The sequence below is a fragment of the Grimontia kaedaensis genome (genome assembly GCF_023746615.1).
Lineage (GTDB): Bacteria > Pseudomonadota > Gammaproteobacteria > Enterobacterales > Vibrionaceae > Enterovibrio > Enterovibrio kaedaensis.
Genome location: NZ_CP082276.1, coordinates 185,914 through 207,623, shown reverse-complemented (window position 1 = coordinate 207,623; position 21,710 = coordinate 185,914). Strand labels below are relative to the sequence as shown.

The window sequence follows — 21,710 nt, the reverse complement described above, 5'->3', positions numbered from 1 at the left end:
TATGCAAGGGACAAAAGAACTATATCGCTCTCTGCGAGAGAGAATATTTGATGCTATTGATGCCGAAGCCATTGCCTCACTAAAACGAGAAGATTTATTAAATCAACTTACAGAGGCAGTCAGCCTTCTTGCCGATCAAGACAACGTACCCATTAATAATGCGTTGAGAAGCGACTTCGTAAGAATGATGTATGACGAGCTTCGCGGCTTAGGGCCAATTCAGCCATTGATCGAGGATGACACCATCTCGGATATCATGATCAATGGTCCATCGGCCGTTTTTATCGAACGAAATGGTTTGGTTGAAAAGTCCCCAATCACATTTATTGACGAACAGCAACTCACTAATGTAGCAAAAAGAATTGCTGCTCGGGTTGGTCGCAGGGTGGATGAATCTGTCCCTATGTGTGATGCGCGTCTAGAAGATGGTAGCCGGGTAAATATCGTACTCCCTCCAATTGCCATTGATGGTGCTTCCGTTTCAATCCGTAAGTTTAAAAAACAAAGCATCATGTTTGGAGACTTGGTTGAATTTGGAGCGATGACCCCAGAAGTAGCAAAGCTCATGGTTATAGCTTCTCGATGCAGAGTAAACATTGTCATATCAGGTGGTACAGGTTCTGGTAAAACCACAATGATGAATGCTTTGTCTCACTACATTTCGGAGAAAGAGCGGGTCGTCACTATTGAAGACGCGGCAGAGTTGCGATTACAGCAACCCCATGTTGTGCGACTCGAAACACGGACAGCTGGCATTGAAGGCAATGGTGAGGTTAGCCAACGACAGTTGGTTATTAATGCCCTACGAATGCGTCCGGATAGGATTATTATCGGCGAATGTCGTGGTTCCGAAGCATTCGAAATGCTTCAGGCTATGAATACTGGCCACGATGGCTCTATGACGACACTTCACGCCAACAATCCTCGTGATGCCATATCCCGGATCGAGAGCATGGTAATGATGGCAACCGCCTCACTGCCTTTGGAGGCTATTCGACGCACCATAGTAAGTGCGATAGATATCATCATTCAAATTAGCCGTCTCCATGATGGTAGTCGTAAAGTCATGAGCATCAGTGAAGTGATTGGCATGGAAGGTAACAACGTTGTCATGGAAGAGATTTTCCGTTTCGAACATCAGGGCATTGGTGAAAACGGAAAGGTACGTGGTGATTTTATTACCTCAGGTTTGCTTCAACGTTCCGTACTTTATGAGAAAGCCCGTTACTTCGGTTTAGGTAATGAACTGAACAGCATCTTCAGCGGGAGAACTTCATGATTGCTAACGCCATCTATTGTTTGTTCTTGGCATTTGGCCTCTACCTCCTCCACAAACAAACCCGTCTCAAATCTCGCAGAGAAAGTTTATTAAGAGACAACAACCCGCTGCCGGAAACACAGTTTTTGGAGAATCGCGCAGTCGACATGGACGCGCTAACTCAGACCACCTATCCGCAAAGGGTCAAACGTGCCTTTGACAATGTACTGGCTGATATCGGTAACTTTGCTCTTCTGAAAATTATCGTTTTCTATGCTGTCGTATCGATGCTTGGCGTTTACGTATTAGGGACTTTGTTCTATTTTACGATTCTCACTAGCTTGATAGTTACTGTTCCTCTTTCAACAGCACTTGGGCTTTCTTACCTCAACAACCGTGCTCAAAACGCTTTCGAGGATAGTTTCCCTGACGCTCTAAACATGATTGCTAGCTCGGTATCCGCTGGTGAGAGCCTACTCCATGCCATTGTTTTTGTTGGTGGTAATCTAGATAGTATTGTTGGAAAGGAGTTCAAGCGCATGGGAGAGCGCTTGAATATGGGAGAATCCACTGATGCCGTATTCCGCAAAGCGTGTTTGCGGTTTCCTACGCCATCGTTCCAATTCTTCGTTATCGCGATGCGCGTCAACGTCAATCGCGGCGGTCAATTACGAGAGGTTATAACTCGGTTGAATCGCGTTCTGTTTGATGCGCGTTCTATTGAAATGAAAAAGCGGGCGATGACCGCAGAAGCGCGAATGTCAGCGTATATTGTTTGCGCCATACCATTCATTTTCCTTTTTTTCATTATGCGCATACTCAGCCCCGAAAACTATGACTTCGTGATGAATCACGAGGATGGTCGACCACTACTCTATTACACCCTGATCAGTGAAGCGATTGGTATGGCAATTATCACTGGCCTAATGCGGAGCGTGAAATAATGACGGGCATTCATATCGTTTTCTATACGCTACTGATTTCGATCGGCGCATCAATCATTCTGACGGGAGTCTATGTTTCTTTCTACCGCCGTCATCGACTCCGTCAAGCATTAGACGGGCCCACTGTTCCTCGAAAAAAATCAGCTGTATCCAAGGTAACTAACCTTATTACCAGTTATCTCGCCGGGACAAACAAGGAAATTGAAGAAAAGTTTATTGGCGCGGGTATCTATGACATTGCCCTAGCTCCCTATTACTTCCTTATCAAATATACCATTTGTGGTGTCGGCACGCTGATCATCCTTTTTTCGGGTGACGCCCCTCTCAGTGAGGCGGCTGCATCAAAAGTTGTTTCCCTAAGCATACTTGTTGTCGCGGTCGTTATTGCGCCAGACCTCTACTTAGATATGCGTCGCAGAGCGCTGTCAGCCAAGTTAACCAGAAAGCTCCCATATCTTCTTGATTTAATGGGCGTTTGCGTCCAAACGGGAATGACTATCGAGACAACGCTGTTTTACCTCACATCAGAAATGGCAGCGTTTGATAGGGATATGGCATACATGCTCAAACGTCTTCGGGATAGGACGCAAACAGTGGGCCTAGAAAAGGCGTTGGGAGAGTTACATGAACGAGTTCCCGCACCGGAAATGCGAAGCTTCGTCATGACACTGTCGCAAAGTATACAGCACGGAACCTCGATATACGGCGTGCTTTCAACACTGGCGAAAGATATCCGTGAAATTCAATTGCTCTCTCTGGAAGAGAAAGCCGGCAAACTTGCGTCAAAAATGTCAGTTCCTTTAATCATTTTCATCATGATGCCGATTGTGATTCTTATTACCGCACCTGGAATTATGAGGATGTTAGGTTAATGAAAATCTTCGCTTATTTTTTTGCAGCAACCCTTATGGCAGGTTGTACCTCTTCTTCACCGTCTCAGTACGTGAAAGATAACGGTGAAGAGATCCTCATTAACTCAGGAAACTATGCTGCTCTTGTAAAGCGCTACGAAAGACAGCTGCAGAACGAACCATCTGTCACCACGAGATTCAAGCTAGCATCAGCACATTACAAGTTAGGAGATACAGAGGCTGCGATGTTCCAGCTCTCTCAGATATCGCCAAGAGAGCTAGACAGCGCTGAAATAGCTCTTCTTCGTGCAAATGTTTTTCTTGATCAAGGCAAGTTGACGTTAGCAGAGCAGCATGTGAATACGGCTATCCGCAAGGATAAAGGTCTGGGAGAAGCACATAATCTCAAGGGATTAATTCTTGCAGAACAAGGGAAATTTGCTGATGCAACCTTTGCCTTTGAAACGGCGAGAAAAAATCACTATAACGATGCGGCAATAAAAAATAACTTAGCCATGATGGCGCTTTTGAAAGGTGACTACAACGGAGCAATCGATATTCTTGCCCCACTTGTTCAGATAGGTAGAGCTGATGATAAGGCCAAAGCTAACCTCCTTCTCGCTTATGCTAAAGCGGGCAAAACTCGCGCATTCAGTCAATTACTGGCAAACAGCGAAAATGATATTTATCTCGCAGAGAAGTTTAAGGGACTGCGAGCCGCAACGCTCAATACAAATAAGCTCACATATGTTCAGAAATCCACCTCAGTTCCATTAGCAAAACAAGAGAAGCTGCCTGAATCATTAAGGACAAAACAGCCAAGTGTTACGACAAAGGACGATCTGACGAGTAAGCCAAAGGGTCAGTCGAACATTGTAACAAGCCCGCCCCAACCCGCAGTAGATACAGCAATAGCTTCAAATGACCACCTAGCAAAACTGCGAATAAAAATGGAGCAAGCAAAAGCCAAGAGTGCCCAGAGAGCCATTGAAGAAGAAAAACAAGCGAAACGACTGGCTGAAACCAAGAAGAAGCGTCAACTCGCTAAATCGCGTCGCTTAGTGACTCACGTCGAATATAAATCAACCACTGAAGGCGAAGAATACATAGCAACGTCTGATTTCCCGCTGGGAAAAATCAATACAGAGTATTTGGAGAAACGCAGAAAATGGGTGTTTGACATTGAAGGGGCAAAAGACTTCACCACAAAGCGACGTCGATACTACAAAGAAGGCCCTGCCAAAAGGTTAGTTCTCGGTGAGCATGAAAACTTTGTGCGTATCGTGCTTGAAATGCGTAACGACAAACAGGAGAAACCTGAAGTTCAGGTAAAAGGAAACAAACTTTTCATTCGATGGAAGTCTTAGAGATACGGACATGCAAAGTAAAAATAACATGAACAAGCAACGTGGTGTTGTTGCCATTGAATTCGTTCTCGGATTCATGGCGATGTTTTCTGTTCTAATTTTTTGGGTGGAGATATGCGTGGTGGGCTTTATGTCATCAGCAGTCGACTATGCCATTGCCGAATCATCTCGCAATGCCAGAACATCTGCAAACAGTGACTATAAAGATGTATTTATACAGACCCTGAATGACAACGACAATGCATGGGTTCAATTCCTCGACCGCAATAAATTTAACATCTCCGTCAGATATTACGAATCCTATAACGAGGCAACCAATCCCAACAGTGAGGGGAGTGAAGAGCGTGCAGACAATCCAATTGCACTCTATCGGGTAAGTTACGATTACTCATCCATATTCAACTGGGAAGGTGGCACACAGAACTTTACCTTAGCGCGTGAAGTCTTTGGCATTCAGGAGTTTGAGCGTGACCAATTTAGCCAATAAACAACGCGGGGTATTCACCATCGAACTGGTTTTGGTTTTGATGGGCTTTAGTCTGATCTTGGTATTCACCATGGATGTGGTCGCTAAGCAATCCATTAAAGGCAAATTGGATAGGCTATCCTATTCTTTAGTCAGTCTAATCAAAGAGCGTACAGAGCTTTTTGATGGTGATGAAACCATCACCTATACAGAAGCAACAAAAGGCTTAAATCTGGTTTCAAGGTCTTTAAAAGACACAATTGGTGACTTCGAAGCATCCCGATTGGGTGTCTATATCGAACAGCAACAGTTTGATGACGACAAACAACCTGTTTCTCCAGTCATCAACGTACATCGCTTCAGCCTTGGTCAATATGACTGTCAACCTGACACCCCCCTATCAAATATGACAGATATGGCTCCCGTCACTCAGTTTGACAACAAACTAACCCTTTACCAAGTCACCATTTGTTATCGCTCAAATAATTGGTATGGCGATATCGTCGGTGAAAGGTTCGAACGCGTCCGTTCCATTTCAATGTCATTTGGCCGCTAGGGAAAGAAGATGAATTTTCGTTCACCCAAAAAACAAAAAGGCATAGCCACTATTATTTTTGTGGTTATGTACCCCCTGTTTTTTAGCATTTTCGTTTTTGCCATTGAATCAACGCGCTACTTACAAACCCATGCAAGGCTTGGCGATGCAGTTGAAATGGCTTCTTTGGCCGTTGCCGCCAATGCTTCCAAAGTAGAGAGTGAAAACAAAGTGTTAGCACAAAAGGTCACGAACGTTTTCATACCTGATGGAAAAATTGAGCAATCGGATATTGCCATCGTACGGAAAAGTTGTGATGAGATTTATGGTAACGATTGCGGTAAGCCCGGTGTTTATGATGAAGAAGGGCTGATATTCACAGAATACAAAGTCGTAGTTAATGCCGATTTCGATTCTTGGTACCCGCAAAATGACTATCACCTTGGCTATGAAGAAGTCCAAGAAATGGGGGGCAGGGCTGTATCTCGGAAATACCAGGGTTATACTATCGACGTTGCCTTTGTCGCAGATTTTTCTGGTTCAATGCAGGACTCATGGAACGGCAAGCGTAAGTATCGCGGTGTAATAGATGTTATATCTGACATCACGCGTAAGTTGGAAACTTTCAACGAAAAAACAGAACAAGAACTCAACGGCTCACCACTGAAAAACCGTGCAGCATTTATTGGGTACAATATGTACCCAAACAACGGCAGTCAGTTCTATAGCAATGTTGACTACAATAGCAATTCCAGTAGCTTGACATGGCAATGGTGGAGAAATATCCCCAATATCAACTTTTCAGCCACGACTTCAGATCCTTTAAATAATCGCTATACGAGTATTAACGGCAGACATAGCAGCGATGATTCTTACTTCTACACGCTAAATTTAACTGACGAATTCAGTCAGTTCCGCTCAACCATTTCAAGTTTCTACCCCGACTATGGTACTGCCTCTTACGAAGGTCTGATTGACGCAGCCAAAATCGTCAGTCAGGGCGAGAATGTCCGAAAGCTAATTATCGTCCTTTCTGATGGTGTTGACTCTGCTAGGGGCCAAGACCAGCGTTACCCTGGCTATGCCGCACTGCGTTTGTATCAGGAAGGTCTTTGCGACAACATCATTAGCGCTCTTGAATCACAAACTATAAGCGATCGGGATGTTGAAGCAAAAATCTTCGTCATTGGCTTTGACTATGACCTAGAGACCAATCCGGGACTAAAAATATGTGCTGGCGAAGACAATATTCAGTCTGCCGATTCTTATCAGGAAATCTTTGACACTGTCCTTGAGTTGATCAGTGAAGAAGTCGGTCACCTTTACTATCGCCACTACGATGAATAACGGAGCATTTATGAAAGCCACCTTTACACTTCCTGCGCTTCTTATTGCATTGAGCAGCGTGGCGATGCCGACTCTAGCATCTAACATATCGGCAACAGTTTTTGAGGACATTTGTTCAGACAAGCAAACAGAGGTCAGATTCAAAATAAACGTTGGACAATCGACAGATATTTTTTTTCATAAGGCGCGGTACCTCCAACTTGAACGCCAAAGCAACGCCTTTCCCACCACCCCAATATTTATCAACGCCCTGATCAACGCAGGCCTCAACAAAGAATGTGCAGAGCTGTTAGTGCGTGAGACACCTTCAGTTCAACAAGGTAAGAGCGGATTAATCGCCAAAGTACACTTCAGTTTTGATAAGTCCTCTCTGACGCCAACAGGCAAGAAGATCCTGGCAGGGATTGTGGATTCCATTAAAACTTCCTCAACACCAATTTCCATTACAGGTCATACGGACAGTATCGGTTCACACGCTTATAACCTGACGTTGGGTCTGCAACGTGCAGAGTCAGTAAAAGGCTATTTGGTTAATGCTGGCGGAGATAAGAACCGACTTAAAACTTTCTCTGCCGGAGAAACTAAACCCGCTCAAAGCAACAAAACATCAGCGGGTAGAACCGAAAACCGACGTGTAGAACTGGTCGTCTTGCCCTTATCTGATTCAGAGAAAGCAACAAAGTAAAATTTGCGCAGCGATCAGTAGCGAGTTTTCACGCTTTGGGTAAAACTGTTAAAAAGGGATCCAGCGAAAGGAAATTCACATGATCAAATGCGACGTCCATGACTATGTTGAAATCGCCTGTATGTTTCACTATCCCGTGAGATTGGAATTTCACACAGGTGATCATAAAGAAGGCATTGCAAAAGATACCGCCAGAAATATAGAGAAAGAGGAGTGCATCGTATTAGACGTAGAGGGGGAAGATGTATTAGTTGTGCTTGATAAAGTGGGATCTATGAAAGCACTGGTAGATAATCCCCATTTTAGTGAAGTCGCATTCAGCTAGTACCTTTCTGAGCTATACCCCTTTAGGAATTGGAATAAAAATTCCATTTCCTAATCTCTAACGAAACATTACACTTGCCATAGATGTGCTAGATCAGGAAACGCTATGGCAACTGCAACTCACCTCGCTGAATTACAACAACAAATCCGTCACCGCTACCACAACCTGAGTAAACGGCTTCAGCAGGTAGCTCACTATGTGTTGGATAACCCCAATAGCATTGCCTTCGACACTGTTGCTGTCATTGCCACTCACGCGAATGTTCCTCCTTCGACACTAATCCGCTTTGCCAATGCGTTTGAGTTCAGCGGCTTCAACGAAATGAAGCAACTGTTCCGCAAAAACCTTGTTGAGGAAACCAGCAGCTATACCGAACGCGCCCGCCTTCTGCAAAACGCCCAAGGTGAAGAAAGAGCACTAGAAACACCGTCCGATATTTTGCAGCAATTTAGTCACGCCAATACCGTCGCGCTTCAGGAACTCTCCAATGCAATCGCACCCGAGCAGTTGGATGCAGCCGTCGATCTGCTGGAAAACGCGGAAACCATATACATTGTGGCGATGCGACGTGCTTTCAGCATCGCCTCATACCTGAGTTATGCGCTTCGTCATCTTGAACGCCGTGTTGTGATTGTCGATGGATTCGGCAGCATGGCAGCTGAGCAATTAGCCTTGGTGAGCAGTAAAGACGTGGTGATTGGTGCGAGCTTCTCCCCTTACTCGCCAGAAACGGTTGAACTGTGTGAATTCGCCGCTACGAAAAAGGCAAAACAAATCATTTTTACCGACAGTCAGGTGAGCCCTCTGGCGGCAAATAGCGACGTTTGCTTTGTGATTAAAGAAGCTGAAGTGGAGTCTTTCCGTTCTCAAACGGCGACACTCTGTTTGGCGCAGAGTCTAGCTGTATCACTGGCATTCAAGCTCAGTAGGAAATAGTCAAAGAAGTCCGCTGATCCCATCAACAGAAAGCTTCACGCCCGACAGGAAAAGAAACAGGTAGCAAAGCTGATAGATGCGCGCCTGGCTGACGCGGTGCAGAAGCTTGACGCCCAGCGCCACCCCGATTGGTGCTAATGGCATGAGTATCAATGCCGTAGATAAGTTGTTGGCATCGAACTCGCCAAGAGCTGCATAGGGAATAAGTTTCACCACATTTAACATAGCGAAGAATACCGCCATGGTAGCCACCAGCGTGACTTTTTCGAGTCTGAGAGGAAGAAGATAGATACTCGCAGGACCGCCGCCAGCATGGATGGTGGTGCTGGAAAATCCGCTCACACCGCCCCAAAACGTGGCTGCCAGAGTGTTGTTTCGCCTTCTGGCGGGTCTCGATATTCCTAACAGGCTCAGTAAATACTGACCACAAAACCATAGCGACAATACCCCAATCGTCAGCTTCAATCCGGCCTGCGAAACGGCTTGCATGTAGAAGCCTGCGAGTGCAACGCCCACCAGCGCGCCCGGCAGCATCTTCTTGATCACTGAATAGTCAGCCTTGGGGTAGTGATAGCGAACGGCGAATACGTCCATCACCAGAAGAATAGGTAGCAAGATAGCCGCCGCCTGTGTCGGTGCTATCGTTAGTGCCATTAGAGGAACTGCAATGATACCCAGCGCGCCACCCAACCCACCTTTACCGATGCCGTAAATCAGCACGGCAGGGATGGCAATCAAATAGAACAAAGGGTCAGTGATAAAGTCCAAGCGCGCAATCTCGTTATTATTTAATACCCCAATAACCTGAAGATGAAGGATTCAGCCAGGTCATTTGGGTATATAGACAATATCACTAATGCAGATGAGTAATGCGTCACGGGGCTAAGAAAAACAAAGCCCGCATGAAGCGGGCAATGAGTATTGAGTTAGCAGTCCAGCGCCAGTCCATATTCGTCGGCAGATTGCTGTATCCAAAGCGCGATGTAGTCAGCAAAACTTCGGCGCACAATCAGGTCATAACAGTTTTCACTGTGATGGCGCATAAACACCTGCCCTTTGGCGAAAGATGTTCCAACGCACTTACCCATAATGAAACTTCTGCCATCCACATCGTAGGAAACAGATTTCTTCAGCACATCTTTGGCATGAGAGCCAGTCAGTGTTAGCAATGTCTGCCCGCCACTGACATCCGTGATTTGGAAATGTCCTGACAACGCTTCCCGAAGTTTCTTCTCGATGGTACCTGCATCTTGATCGAAGCTCAGGATCAGCCATTCATCTGGCGATTGCCACCAAATTTGCAGCGAATCGTTCACCGAAGACGCGCAAGGGGAAACTGGCAACGTCAGCCCTAATGCACTTTCCACCGCAGCTGAGAACTCTGAAGTAGGCTCGCCACGCAACACAAGGTGGCTGACACCATCGCGCTCATGCAAATGCACGCCCGGTGAAGATTGGTGCGATTTACCAAGATGATGCACAGGTGTGCGTTTTACTGGTTCATAGCTATCTGATAGTGCCGACACCTCATCTTCATTCGCGTTCATCGGCTTCTCATTCTTGGTGTCGTAAAACACTGAGCTGCAAATCTCCGCCTTGAGTGTCTTGCCATTCGCCAATGGGAAGTAAACATATTCCCCCATGCGGTTAAGACCATCTGTTATGAGACCAAATGCAATGGAATGCCCCAATACGGCACTGAAGTATGAAGAGGAAACATGCCCCACCATGGTCATTGGCACAGGTTGATCAGGGTTGTCTACTGCCTGCGCCCCTTCTGGAATAACCTTGTGCGATTCCTCACATTTCAGGCCCACCAGCTGTTTTCTGTCAGTCCGGGAAGTGTCCTCCCTTGACCAGGATCGACGACCCAGAAAGCTGTAGGTTTTCTGCTTACCGGTAATCCAGCCCATATTGAGATCCTGTGGCGTCACCGAGCCATCGGTATCCTGTCCCACGATGATAAAACCTTTCTCCGCACGCAGAATGTGCATGGTTTCGGTGCCGTAAGGGGTAATGTTGTAGGCTTCCCCAGCTTTCATCACCTGCTCCCACACGTAAAGGCCGTAGTTCGCATTCACATTGATTTCGAACGATAACTCGCCCGTGAAACTGATGCGGAAAACGCGGGCGTCCACGCCTGCCACTTTCATCGGCTTCCAGCTCATGAATGGCATGGCTTCTTCCGAGACATCTTCATCGCCAACCAACTGACGCAACACATTGCGGCAATTTGGACCGGAAATCGTCATGGTCGCCCATTGGTCCGTCACACTGGTGAAGTAGACTTCAAGCTCTGGCCATTCGGTCTGATGCCACACTTCCAGCCATTGCAGCACACCCGCTGCACCACCTGATGTGGTTGTCATGATGAAGTGAGAATCTGAAATACAGGATGTCACGCCATCATCAAACACCATACCGTCTTCGTGACACATCAGGCCATAGCGACAACGTCCCGGCGCCAGTTTGTCCCAGCCATTGGTATAAATGCGGTTCAGGAATTCGCGCGCATCTCTACCCTGAATATCGATTTTGCCGAGTGTGGAGGCATCCAAAATTCCGACACTTTCACGGGTTGCCTTACACTCTCGCGCCAAAGCTTCGTCCATGGTTTCGCCGTTCTTCGGGTAATACCAGGGGCGCTTCCATTGGCCCACGTTTTCAAATAACGCACCTTCTTTGACATGCCATTCGTGCATCGCGGTATAACGCGCCGGATCGAACAGTTTCCCGACATGCTGCCCCGCCAGCGCGCCAAAGGTCACCGGCGTGTACATTGGGCGGAAAATGGTAGTCCCGGTTTCTGCAATGGATTTGCCCATTGCATTGGCAGCGATCGCCATACCGTTAATATTGCCCGTTTTCCCCTGATCGGTACCAAAGCCCATCGCGGTGTAGCGTTTGATATGCTCGATGGATTCGTAACCTTCACGAACTGCAAGCTCGATACCCGCAGCGGTAACATCATTCTGAAAATCGACAAACTGTTTGGGCGCGCGGCTGACCGGCAAACGGTAAGGCACCAAGTACATCGCCATTGCAGGGTCGGTTTGCATTGTGTCGACGACAGGAACAGTCGTTTCGGCCAGCTCTGCGCAAAGTGCGTCTGCAATGACTTTGGCTTTTGCAGCGCCGTCCTGAATCACATCCAGCAGTGTGATTTCTCCATTAACAGCACCCGCATAATCCATCCCTTCAACGGTATTTGAAGGCACAAATCCAGCAATGTCATCGCGCCAAGTGGGACGTCCCCCAGTGTGGCAACTGAGATGCAGCGCTGGACTCCAGCCGCCGCTAGTGGCTACCGTATCGCAGCTCAGCACTTTTATCGCGCCCGTCACGCTCTTTCCGTTTCGGTCGATAGGGGCTACTTCCGCACCAGTGACATAGCTACTACCTTGAAGGCTAGTCACAGCATGACCGTGCAAGACTGAAATACCCAAAGCCTTAGCCTCTTTCACACGATCGCCATCAGAGGAGGAACGAGTATCCACAATCGCGACCACGGTTTTGCCACTGTTATGCCACTCAATGGCCGCGTCATAGGCTTCGTCATTGGTGGTCATCAGTATCAGCTCATTCCCCGGTGCAACTGCATAACGACGGAGATAAATCTGAAGTGCAGATGCCAGCATACTGCCTGGCAGATCGTTATTACCAAATACCAGTGGACGTTCAATCGCACCCGTTGCCAGCAAAACATGCTCAGCGCGGATATGATGAATGCGCTGGCGAACACCGTTAACGCCGTCACCTAAGTGATCGGTAAGCCTTTCCACGACACCCACAAAGTTGTGGTCGTAATAACCAAACGCGGTGCTTCTTGGCAACAACATGAAGTTATGATCAGCCTCCAGTTGCTCCACGGTTTCTGCAACCCAGTCCGTCGCTGGATTGCCATTTATCTTCTCGCGGCAATGAAGCAGGCTTCCGCCAAATTCTGACTGTTCATCCACCAGAATCACACGCTGCCCTAACCCCAGAAACTGTCTTGCTGCTGCCAGACCTGCAGCGCCGCCGCCGACAATGAGCACTTCACAATGCTGATGCATGTGATCGTATTGATCCGGGTCTTTCGCGCGGGGAATTTCACCCAACCCCGCCGCCTTACGAATTTGCTTTTCGTAGGTCGGCCAAAGGGATTCGGGATACATGAAGGTCTTGTAGTAGAAGCCGGCAGGCATCATTGCGCCGCCAATTTTTCCCACCACAGAGAGGAAATCTTTATCCAAACTTGGCCAGGCATTCGCTACTCGGGCTTTTAAACCGTCGTACAGTTCGGTCTGCGTAGCACGCTGATTTGGCAATGATGTGGCATCGTCTGAGCCCAGCTGCAAAATCGCGTTCGGCTCTTCTGCACCTGCACCCAAAATGCCACGGGGACGGTGATATTTGAAACTGCGTCCCACAACTTTCACGCCGTTGGCAAGCAGTGCAGAGGCCAAGGTGTCGCCTTTGTGGCCCTGATACACTTTGCCTTCAAAAGTAAATGTGAAAGAGGAATTGCGGTCGATACGTCCGCCTTCGCTTAAACGGTTAACCTGACTCATGCACCCGCCTCCCCATTTTCCTCGGGAGCGGACTCACCGATTTTGTATACCGCTTCAATCTTGTAAGTCACTGTATTGCGCTGCACGTTGAAGAACTTGCGACAGCCCGCGGCGTGATACCACATTTCACGATGGCTGCCTTTAATGTTATTGCGATGGAACAGGTAATGACCCCATTCTTTATCGCTCAGGGCTTCGGGCTCCAGCGGGCGAACAATGTGCGCTTCTCCGCCATAGCTGAATTCGTCTTCTTCTCTGTATTCTTCACAGTAAGGGCAATAAATCCGTAGCATCTGCGTTCCTTTCCCTAGTGCGCCACACCGGCAGCGCCGTGTTCGTCAATCAGATGGCCCGTTACAAAACGGTTGAGGTTAAATGGTGCCGCAATAGGGTGCGGCGAATCATTCGCAATGGTGTGAGCAAATACGTGGCCTGAACCCGGTGTAGCCTTAAAGCCACCAGTACCCCAGCCGCAATTGAAATACAGTCCTTTGATATCAGTTTTACTGATAATAGGGCAAGCATCGGGGCAGGTATCTACAATCCCGCCCCAGTGACGGTTCATACGCACACGGCTGAGGAACGGGAACATCTCGATGATCGCTGAAATGGTATGTTCAATCACTGGGAAGGAGCCGCGCTGACCGAAGCCGTTATAACTATCGATACCCGCGCCAATCACCAAGTCGCCTTTGTCTGACTGGCTGATGTAGCCATGAACAGCATTCGACATGATGACAGTGTCGATACATGGCTTCACTGGCTCAGATACCATGGCCTGCAAAGGGTGGGATTCCAAAGGCATGGTCATTCCTGCCATTCGTGCTAACTCACCCGAGTTACCCGCAACCACACAACCCACTTTTTCCCCGCCGATAAACCCGCGAGAGGTTTCTACACCTTTCACTTTGCCATCTTCAATACGAAGACCGGTCACTTCCGTTTGTTGGATTAAATCCACACCCAATCGATCGGCAGCACGGGCATAACCCCATGCAACGGCATCGTGTCGCGCCACGCCAGCCCTTGGCTGCCAACTCGCACCCAGAACTGGGTATCGTGCATTGTCAGAGCAATCAAGAAGTGGCACTAAATCCTGTACCCCTCTGGTGTCCAGTACTTCACTGTCGATACCATTCAGCCGGTTTGCACTGACACGTCGCTCAATATCACGCATGTCCTGAAGATTGTGCCCCAGGTTCAATACGCCACGTTGACTGAACATCAGGTTGAAGTTGAGCTCCTGGGAAAGACCTTCCCAGAGTTTGAGAGAGTGTTCATAGAGGTGCGCGGCTTCATCCCACAAGTAGTTGGAACGCACAATGGTGGTATTACGCGCCGTATTGCCGCCGCCTAGCCAGCCTTTTTCAACCACAGCAACATTCTTAACGCCACATTCCTTAGCAAGGTAATACGCCGTCGCCAAACCGTGGCCTCCACCGCCAACAATGATCACGTCATAAAGGGGTTTCGGCGTTGGGTTTCGCCATGCCCGTTGCCAATTTTCATGGAAAGTGAGCGCGTGTTTAAACAGCCCGAATCCTGAGTAATCTGCCATTCCATTGTCCTGAATTCCGGAAAATCTAAAGCCGTCACTGAATTTGTCACGGCACTGAAAAGTGTAGTCTTTTCATTGCTATCAGGCGGAAAAACGCCACCGTATTAAGGCATGGTAAAGGGGGGATCTCACTGGGTAATGTGCAAATGCGCCTGCACGAAATGCGTTTGCGACAAAGTGTGACCTCACCTTTTTACACTTGGGCTCAGCGAGGTAAACTGGATGGCACTATGCTTCGTGAGATAGACACCGCTCAAGGCTAAGAATGACCAACCGCAAGATGAAAGATGACAAGGCGGATCCGGATACGCTACTCCCTCCCCACTCTCTGCATCACTATATCGATGACGAGAGTCAGGTCACTTCGTTCGCAACTTTGCCAACCGAAACCCCACTGGTGGTCAGTTACAACAGTATCAGTCACGCGGTGATGATGGTCACGCCGCAAGATATTGAAGATTTTATTTATGGCTTTTCTTTCAGTGAGAGGATCATACGAAGCGGCAGCGAAATTCATGACGTCAGCATTGACCATAAAGACGACGCGCTGATTGCTGATGTACAGTTAGCCAATCGCGCACAGGCCAGACTTTCCCTTACTAAACGCCATTTGGCTGGTCGAACAGGCTGCGGGATTTGCGGTACTGAATCTCTCGAACAAGCTATTCCGACGTTTGAACCCTTGCCGTATATCGACACCCTCAAAAACGACAGCATCCTCAACCTGCGGGAGTCTCTGCGTCAATGGCAGTCACTAGGGCATATCAGTGGCGCTATACACGCAGCGATGCTCGTCGATGAAAAAGGCGAGATCATCCTGTGCAGAGAAGATATAGGCCGTCACAATGCTTTGGATAAAGTGCTGGGAACCGCACTTCGTAACAAAGCACTGGATCCAACCCAATCGCTGCTGGTCACCAGCCGCTGCAGCATTGAACTTGTTCAAAAAGCGGTATTATCCGGCGTAGGCACTCTCATTACGCTCGGCACACCCACGTCTCTGGCAGTAAACACCGCGATTGAAGCTAACCTAAACCTCGTTCACCTCCCAAGGCAGGATGCACCGCGTCTTTACAATCGCGCCTCCCGTTGAGTGCATCGCAAATTTACAACTCGCAATGCAAAAGTTTAAGTATTCGCTTTATTCTTCCGCATCAATATCTTAGCTGACTCATCCGGAACGAATATGGAACTCGACAAACGTTTTTACAGGTGGGGTGAAGAACGTCGCTATGGAAAGTTTTCTCACATCATCCGCACTGCCCTTTTCTTTTCAATTGTTCTGTTGACCGCGCGTCTCACCTTATTGTTTCTCTACGAACCTGTGTCTGCTGTTGAGGCTTTCTTTCTGCAATTTCCGTCGCAATTACTGATTATTGCATCAGTCTCAGTGATCTTGGGTTCTTGCGGATGGTACTTAAAAGAAGAGCGATACAAATCTAAAGCCAGACGTCGGCGTTTACCCATTACTTCTCTGTAATTATCGCAATACGTCCAATTTTCAAGGCAAGCGTCGCGTCATCGTATTTAGGAGAAAACATGTTTAATATTCTGGGCATAGATCAACAGGTTCTCAGAACTGACAAACGCGATGCGATAATCACATTTTATACTGATGCTCTCGACTGTTACTCGGAGCGAGAAACATCTCCTGAAACAGGATTAACCCAGTTAAGCTTAGACATTGACTTAATTGATATTGTCGATATTCATAGTCAACTGGGAAGGCAAGGATGCGGTGCTCCAACAGAGACTGAGAACAACCCGACCACCCCTGCCTACCTATCTCTCCAATAGACGAAGATAAGATCTGTGCTCATCTTGACCTGCGCGGCATCGGGTGCTGTGAAATCAGGTGTCGTTAAGGTTATGAGGGTTTTGGTTGTTCCATGCACCTTACAGCCCACGAGGAAATAAAGTCGAATTTCGTTGCGCGAAGACCAGTTGAACCATTTGGCTTATCCTGAGTTTTCGTTGCAAGAATTAAAGGATTGAGTCACATTCAGCAAATAGGAAATTTATGCTTTTTTCGATGACGTTTACGAAAACTATCAGCAAAAGGTGTCTGCCAGATGCCATCTAATATGACCTTCAGCGAAGTGACACCCCAGCATATTCCAGCTTCATTGCTTCTAGAAGCAGACCCTTCCGCATCCAGCATCGCTTCCTACCTGCTTGATTCATGGTGTGTGGTTGCAACATCTGAAGACAATAACGTAGTGGCTGCATGTGTTGTGAAACCCATTGGCAACAAGCATGCAGAATTGTTTAACATAGCGGTTTCTCCTGAATTTCAAGGCAAAGGCTGTGGCACGCAACTGCTTCGGTACATGATCCAATTTGTCCGCGGTAAAGACATGAAAAGATTGGAGCTGGGCACCGGAACCTTTGGCTACCAGCTCACCTTCTATCAGCGAATGGGATTTCGAGTATTTGATGTTGTCACAGACCATTTTTTGGACAACTATGATGAGCCCATTTGGGAAAATGGGGTGCAACATAAAGACATGTTGAGGCTTTATCTAGATCTATAAGGCCTCCCAATGCTTATGGAGGAGCGCTTTTCATGCAGCTAGAGACCTTTCTGCTTTACCTTTTCGTCTCATTTTTCTATGTCACCAGTCCAGGGCCAGCCATTTTGCTGGCTATCCGCAATGGTCTGACTGGAAAAATGTCTGTCGTCGCCACTTCTAGCTTCGCCAATATCGTCGGCTTATTCATTCTCTCTGTGGTGTCGATGCTTGGTCTTGGCGCACTCTTAATGACATCCTCCCTCGTCTTTACAGTCTTTAAAGCGATAGGCGCCATTTATCTAGTCTACCTTGGCATCAAGATTTTTCGCTCAAGTCGCATAGGCAATTCGAAGGTTGAAGAGAGTGAAAAACCGAATAAGCACTATCACCATTACTTTGGCGAAAGTTTGCTGCTGGCAATAACCAACCCTAAAGCCATCGTCTTTTTTGCTTCGTTCTTTCCCCAGTTTCTGGATACCAACACGCCTATTGCACCGCAGTTTTTCATCATGACGCTGAGCTTTATGGCGCTCTCATTTGGCTCTTTGATGTTTTATGGTGGTGCGGCAAAGTTGATGAAGCAAACCTTGGCCAAGCTAGCATTTATCCGCTGGTTTAACCGGGTAACGGGAACATTATTTGTCGGGCTGGGTATCAAGTTGGCCCTGACCCAACGATAAGAAAGAAGAGCTGTTTACAAGGAAAATAAAGGCGCCTGGTTAGACGCCTTTGTTGTCTTTTAGCAGCGCTTTTAGTTCCTGAATTTCCTTTCGCAGTGATTGCACTTCGACTTCCAATGCGACAGATTTGGTATCTTTCGGTTCAGCAATTAACCAAGAAGCAAACACCGCAGTAAAGCTGCCAAACATCCCCACTCCCATAGTGATGAGCATGATGGCGACAATACGGCCTTCAAACGTCACAGGATAAAAATCACCATACCCAACTGTCGTGATCGTAATAAACGTCCACCAAAATGCATCCGCCGCCGTCTGAATATTAGCCCCTGGCATACCACGCTCAAGCGACAGTACATAGACAGAACCGAATACCATCATGATCAGCGAGACTGTCACAAGAAAATGCAGTGACGAAGAAGCCTTATTTTCACTGATGGTATGGGTGATCATCGATATCGATTTTATTGCCCGAACAAGTCTCACAACGCGCAGAATGCGGGCGAATTGGTTCACGTCCATCAAAGGAATGCAGGAAATCAAATCTAGCCAGCCCCACTTCATATATTGGAGCTTTGACTCTGCTGCACGGAACTGCTGCACAAAATCTATAAAGAACACACCACAAATCAGGGTGTCCACATACAACAAAATTTGACGTGTCTCAGCAGTAAGTGGAAACAGGATTTCCACCATCAGCGAAAGCACAACAAAAACTGAAAGCACCAGCACCGCAATCTGAAATGGGGTGATGGCGTCCGGTAGTTTTTTATCGATCGCCTGCATTAACCGGCATCTTCAAGGTTTGCTTCTGATTCAGCGGCTGAGATTGCAAGGTAAGCATTTCTCATCGGGATCACCGCCTGAGAAATGAGCGCCGCTCCCCACACAAAGTTACCAACAAGCGCAGGGACAAATGCCACAATTGCCAGAGCTACAAACGACAGCGCAATGCCCACCATACGTACTTTTGCTGTTGCGAATCGGTGAGCGGTTCGCTCTTCAATCACGTTTTGGATAAGCAGCAATGCATAGAGATAACCAGCCAGACCAAGACAGCCAATGACTGCATACTTGAACGGGTAGTGATCCCAGAAGCCCACTTTCACTTCGGCAGACAAAGCAACGCCCACACAAACCGCAGACAACATCAACAAAAGATGGGAAAGCGTCCATTGAATCATGGTCTTAGCGTCAGTATTTCTTGGTTTTCCATTCCCGGCAAAGTCGAAGTAGACCCAACACATCACAAGCAATGAGAACCCACCAATGACGTAATTAACGAACACATCTGGCGAAACTTTGGATACGCCATACTCTGATAGCGTAATGATCAGTTTGAAGAAACCCTCTCCCACCACAATCAACACCAATAAGGCGAAACGTTCAGCCATATGGCCAAGCCTTGGCACCAGACGTTCATGGTGGATGGTGCCAATCTTTGGCATGACAAACAGCGACCACATCACGACCATGCCTATACCAAACAAAATGTAACCATAAGGCTTAGGAAGAAAAGCACTCACCACAAAGATAGCGGAGGCAATCCAATAGTTACGGGACATTTCGCAAGGCAGTGCTGAGTCAGAATCCCCCACTTTCCTTGCACGGCGATAGAGATATGCAATGATAAAGCGGTTCATAGCGTATCCGACGGCAAAAAACGCCCAACCGCCGTGGTCAATCGAATGGATAGACGAAGTCATCAACATCACCGTTAGGATCTGTGCTGCCATCACCAATCGGTGACGTATATCTGTACTCACGTACAGCGAGTTAAATAAGCTCAGATCAAACCAGGCAAACCACACCACAACAAATAGCATGGCGAAGATAGCAAATCCCTCAACGCTCAGGTGATGGCTCAGGTAATTGCCCAGTACGAAGATTGAAACCACATGCACCAGATCATAGAAAAGCTCTAGCCAATGAACATGATCACCGGCATGGCCGCTATCTAAATGGTGTTGAGGCTTACGCCAAAGAGGATGGTCCGACAAACTCATAATCACATCCGTGTAACATTAAAATTAAGAGCATTCTAATGAACGTTCCATATGTCGACTTTCTCAATATTAAGAATTCAATTCTTTCAATATCTGCTTTAGCACGTCGACAGGCTGAGCACCTGTTACTGCACTTTCGCGGTTGAAAACGATCGTTGGAACGGAGGAAACACCAAGATCACGCCAGTAATTCTGAGCGTCGTCGAAGCTTTTAGCTGCTTTGGCATCTTCTAGCTTCGTCAAGCCATCCTCGGCACTCAAACCGATCTCTTCCAATAGCTTCGCCAAAGTATCTCGGTTCGAAATGTCTTGCTTCTCAGAAAAATAGGCATCAAACAAACGTAGCTTCAGAGTCGTTTGCTTTCCCTGCTCTTTTGCATACTCCAAAAGAATGTGGGCGTCGCGGGTATTCAGAGTTTTCATCTCATCGAAAAATGAAAACTGAAAGCCAAGTTCTTGCCCCAGATTCGTAAGGTTCTGACGATTACGATCACTGTCTTCCCGACTAATGCCGTATTTGCCCATCAAATGCTCTCGCAGGTTTTCACCTTTAAAACCAACATGCGGGTTGAGTTGGAACGGTTGCCACTCTAGCTCGATAGCATCCTGCATGCCCAGCTCATCGATAGCCCTCTCCAAGCGTTTGTAGCCGATGATGCACCACGGGCATACAACGTCAGAAACAATGTCGATTTTGATTTTATCGGTCACGGCAAACTCCCTTTTTACCCGCTGCAAAAATCGCCATATCAGTCTGCAAGGGTATATACCCAAACTACCTGAAGATGCTCGCATTCAGAGGCCTTCAATGCGTTCAATTCAAGGCAAATTTCGCGAGGAATAGTCGTTCTATTTCCGTGGAATTTAACGATGAAGTGGGCGTATTGAGGGCCTCCCTTCGGGCGAGTTGACTGACGTCGTGCTCTTTGTTGTCCCTTTTTGATGTAGGTGAGTAGGTGACTACACCTACAAAGGGACGCCGCGATCACAACACCAGTCAAACTCGCTGAATCCGGCATCTTCAGGTTGTTTGGGTATAGAATGTATTGTGTGGTTAATTATGGTAACCTTAACCTTCTTTTCAACCAGTTTACTTTTTGTAACCTAGTATTGAGAGCGAGGCATTCTAAGTTGGTAGCGAAAATAACAACTGACAGTCGTGGCCGGAAATCCGTGACGAATGTTTGCACAGAGCCCTGTGCGATTGAACGCGCGATGCGCCTGATTGGCGGCAAGTGGAAAGGCTCAATCATTTATCATTTAAAAGATGGCCCAGTCCGTTTTAATGATCTCGCCCGTCAATTGGGCGGTGCCAGTAAAAAGATGATCGACCAGCGTTTGAAAGAGCTGGAAAACGAAGGCATGGTATTACGTACAGTGATCAGCGACCGCCCAATCGCGGTCAGTTATGAACTTACTGAATTTGGACAATCTGCACTGCAAATTCTTGAGGACCTGAGAAATTGGTCAGAAACACATCAAATCGAACTAAAAAAATAGTTCTCGTCAAATAATCAGGCAAGGTTTGAATATTATTTAATACAAGCCTTACCTTTTGCATGGCAGCGAAATGCATTTAAGTTAATATAAAAACAAGCCAACCCTTTACTTTATTAAATAAGATACAACTTCCATATTTTCCTCTCCTGTATTTTGGCAAAGAAATATACCCACACGACCTTAAGATTT

The 21,710-nt window shown here is 47.2% G+C and carries 23 protein-coding genes; 16 read left to right on the top strand and 7 right to left on the bottom strand.

All coding sequences use genetic code 11. The features are described 5' to 3' along the window. Position 1: 1 nt before the first annotated feature. The 10 genes from K6Q96_RS17805 (at position 2) to K6Q96_RS17760 (ending at position 8,714) form a co-directional block, all read left to right on the top strand. Positions 2–1,279 carry a TadA family conjugal transfer-associated ATPase gene (locus K6Q96_RS17805; protein ID WP_251881476.1) on the top strand — a complete coding sequence of 426 codons (1,278 nt, stop codon included), beginning with the start codon at positions 2–4 and terminating at the stop codon, positions 1,277–1,279. After that, positions 1,276–2,202 (top strand): type II secretion system F family protein, encoded by a 927-nt coding sequence (locus K6Q96_RS17800; protein WP_251881474.1) that lies wholly within the window; start codon positions 1,276–1,278, stop codon positions 2,200–2,202. Before K6Q96_RS17805 ends, K6Q96_RS17800 begins: the two co-directional genes overlap by 4 nt. Continuing rightward, positions 2,202–3,074 (top strand): type II secretion system F family protein, encoded by an 873-nt coding sequence (locus tag K6Q96_RS17795; RefSeq protein WP_251881472.1) that lies wholly within the window; start codon positions 2,202–2,204, stop codon positions 3,072–3,074. Before K6Q96_RS17800 ends, K6Q96_RS17795 begins: the two co-directional genes overlap by 1 nt. Continuing rightward, positions 3,074–4,420 (top strand): tetratricopeptide repeat protein, encoded by a 1,347-nt coding sequence (locus K6Q96_RS17790; protein WP_251881470.1) that lies wholly within the window; start codon positions 3,074–3,076, stop codon positions 4,418–4,420. Before K6Q96_RS17795 ends, K6Q96_RS17790 begins: the two co-directional genes overlap by 1 nt. A gap of 10 nt (positions 4,421–4,430) precedes the next feature. Continuing rightward, complete coding sequence (locus K6Q96_RS17785) at positions 4,431–4,907, top strand: TadE/TadG family type IV pilus assembly protein (RefSeq protein ID WP_251881468.1); 477 nt, start codon at positions 4,431–4,433, stop codon at positions 4,905–4,907. Further along, a complete protein-coding gene (gene tadF, locus K6Q96_RS17780; protein ID WP_251881466.1) occupies positions 4,888–5,442 on the top strand; it encodes a tight adherence pilus pseudopilin TadF in 555 nt (184 codons plus the stop codon). The genes K6Q96_RS17785 and tadF overlap by 20 nt, the downstream gene beginning before the upstream one ends. 9 nt (positions 5,443–5,451) lie before the next feature. After that, the gene (locus K6Q96_RS17775) at positions 5,452–6,768 is read left to right on the top strand and encodes a TadE/TadG family type IV pilus assembly protein (RefSeq protein WP_251881463.1); all 1,317 of its coding nucleotides are present in this window, start codon (positions 5,452–5,454) and stop codon (positions 6,766–6,768) included. Continuing rightward, positions 6,725–7,453 carry an OmpA family protein gene (locus K6Q96_RS17770; protein ID WP_251881461.1) on the top strand — a complete coding sequence of 243 codons (729 nt, stop codon included), beginning with the start codon at positions 6,725–6,727 and terminating at the stop codon, positions 7,451–7,453. The genes K6Q96_RS17775 and K6Q96_RS17770 overlap by 44 nt, the downstream gene beginning before the upstream one ends. A 79-nt stretch (positions 7,454–7,532) precedes the next feature. Continuing rightward, positions 7,533–7,778, top strand: coding sequence for a Rho-binding antiterminator (locus K6Q96_RS17765; RefSeq protein ID WP_251881458.1), 246 nt, complete (start codon positions 7,533–7,535; stop codon positions 7,776–7,778). Between the two features lie 105 nt (positions 7,779–7,883). Beyond that, entirely contained in the window at positions 7,884–8,714 is an 831-nt protein-coding gene (locus tag K6Q96_RS17760; protein WP_251881456.1) for a MurR/RpiR family transcriptional regulator, read from the top strand. Here the strand turns inward: K6Q96_RS17760 and K6Q96_RS17755 are convergent, their stop codons facing one another. The 4 genes from K6Q96_RS17755 to K6Q96_RS17740 all read right to left on the bottom strand — a co-directional run bounded on the left by K6Q96_RS17755 (position 8,715) and on the right by K6Q96_RS17740 (position 14,825). Beyond that, the gene (locus tag K6Q96_RS17755) at positions 8,715–9,482 is read right to left on the bottom strand and encodes a sulfite exporter TauE/SafE family protein (protein WP_251881454.1); all 768 of its coding nucleotides are present in this window, start codon (positions 9,480–9,482) and stop codon (positions 8,715–8,717) included. A 158-nt stretch (positions 9,483–9,640) separates the two neighbouring features. After that, on the bottom strand, positions 9,641–13,267 hold the full coding sequence (locus K6Q96_RS17750; protein WP_251881453.1) for a sarcosine oxidase subunit alpha family protein: 3,627 nt from the start codon (positions 13,265–13,267) through the stop codon (positions 9,641–9,643). Continuing rightward, a complete protein-coding gene (locus tag K6Q96_RS17745; RefSeq protein ID WP_251881450.1) occupies positions 13,264–13,560 on the bottom strand; it encodes a sarcosine oxidase subunit delta in 297 nt (98 codons plus the stop codon). The genes K6Q96_RS17750 and K6Q96_RS17745 overlap by 4 nt, the downstream gene beginning before the upstream one ends. Before the next feature lie 14 nt (positions 13,561–13,574). Then, a complete protein-coding gene (locus K6Q96_RS17740) occupies positions 13,575–14,825 on the bottom strand; it encodes a sarcosine oxidase subunit beta family protein (protein WP_251881449.1) in 1,251 nt (416 codons plus the stop codon). A gap of 265 nt (positions 14,826–15,090) precedes the next feature. On the opposite strand from K6Q96_RS17740, the gene fdhD reads away from it, so the two are divergent. The 5 genes from fdhD (at position 15,091) to K6Q96_RS17715 (ending at position 18,018) form a co-directional block, all read left to right on the top strand. Continuing rightward, complete coding sequence (fdhD, locus tag K6Q96_RS17735; RefSeq protein ID WP_251881448.1) at positions 15,091–15,918, top strand: formate dehydrogenase accessory sulfurtransferase FdhD; 828 nt, start codon at positions 15,091–15,093, stop codon at positions 15,916–15,918. 93 nt (positions 15,919–16,011) lie between these two features. Then, positions 16,012–16,305, top strand: a complete 294-nt coding sequence (locus K6Q96_RS17730) for a hypothetical protein (RefSeq protein ID WP_251881447.1) — start codon at positions 16,012–16,014, stop codon at positions 16,303–16,305. Positions 16,306–16,364: 59 nt separating this feature from the next. Next, positions 16,365–16,622, top strand: a complete 258-nt coding sequence (locus K6Q96_RS17725) for a hypothetical protein (RefSeq protein ID WP_251881445.1) — start codon at positions 16,365–16,367, stop codon at positions 16,620–16,622. Between the two features lie 287 nt (positions 16,623–16,909). After that, entirely contained in the window at positions 16,910–17,359 is a 450-nt protein-coding gene (locus K6Q96_RS17720; protein WP_251882398.1) for a GNAT family N-acetyltransferase, read from the top strand. Between the two features lie 32 nt (positions 17,360–17,391). After that, entirely contained in the window at positions 17,392–18,018 is a 627-nt protein-coding gene (locus K6Q96_RS17715) for a LysE family translocator (RefSeq protein ID WP_251881443.1), read from the top strand. 39 nt (positions 18,019–18,057) lie between these two features. Here K6Q96_RS17715 and K6Q96_RS17710 read toward each other — a convergent pair whose 3' ends face one another. The 3 genes from K6Q96_RS17710 to K6Q96_RS17700 form a co-directional block, all read right to left on the bottom strand. Continuing rightward, a complete protein-coding gene (locus tag K6Q96_RS17710; RefSeq protein WP_251881442.1) occupies positions 18,058–18,801 on the bottom strand; it encodes a potassium channel family protein in 744 nt (247 codons plus the stop codon). Next, a complete protein-coding gene (locus tag K6Q96_RS17705; protein WP_251881441.1) occupies positions 18,801–20,021 on the bottom strand; it encodes a low temperature requirement protein A in 1,221 nt (406 codons plus the stop codon). Before K6Q96_RS17705 ends, K6Q96_RS17710 begins: the two co-directional genes overlap by 1 nt. A gap of 69 nt (positions 20,022–20,090) precedes the next feature. Beyond that, entirely contained in the window at positions 20,091–20,732 is a 642-nt protein-coding gene (locus K6Q96_RS17700; protein WP_251881440.1) for a DsbA family oxidoreductase, read from the bottom strand. Positions 20,733–21,152: 420 nt separating this feature from the next. Here K6Q96_RS17700 and K6Q96_RS17695 point away from each other — a divergent pair, with 420 nt between their 5' ends. Then, a complete protein-coding gene (locus tag K6Q96_RS17695; protein ID WP_251881439.1) occupies positions 21,153–21,521 on the top strand; it encodes a winged helix-turn-helix transcriptional regulator in 369 nt (122 codons plus the stop codon). Positions 21,522–21,710: the final 189 nt, after the last annotated feature.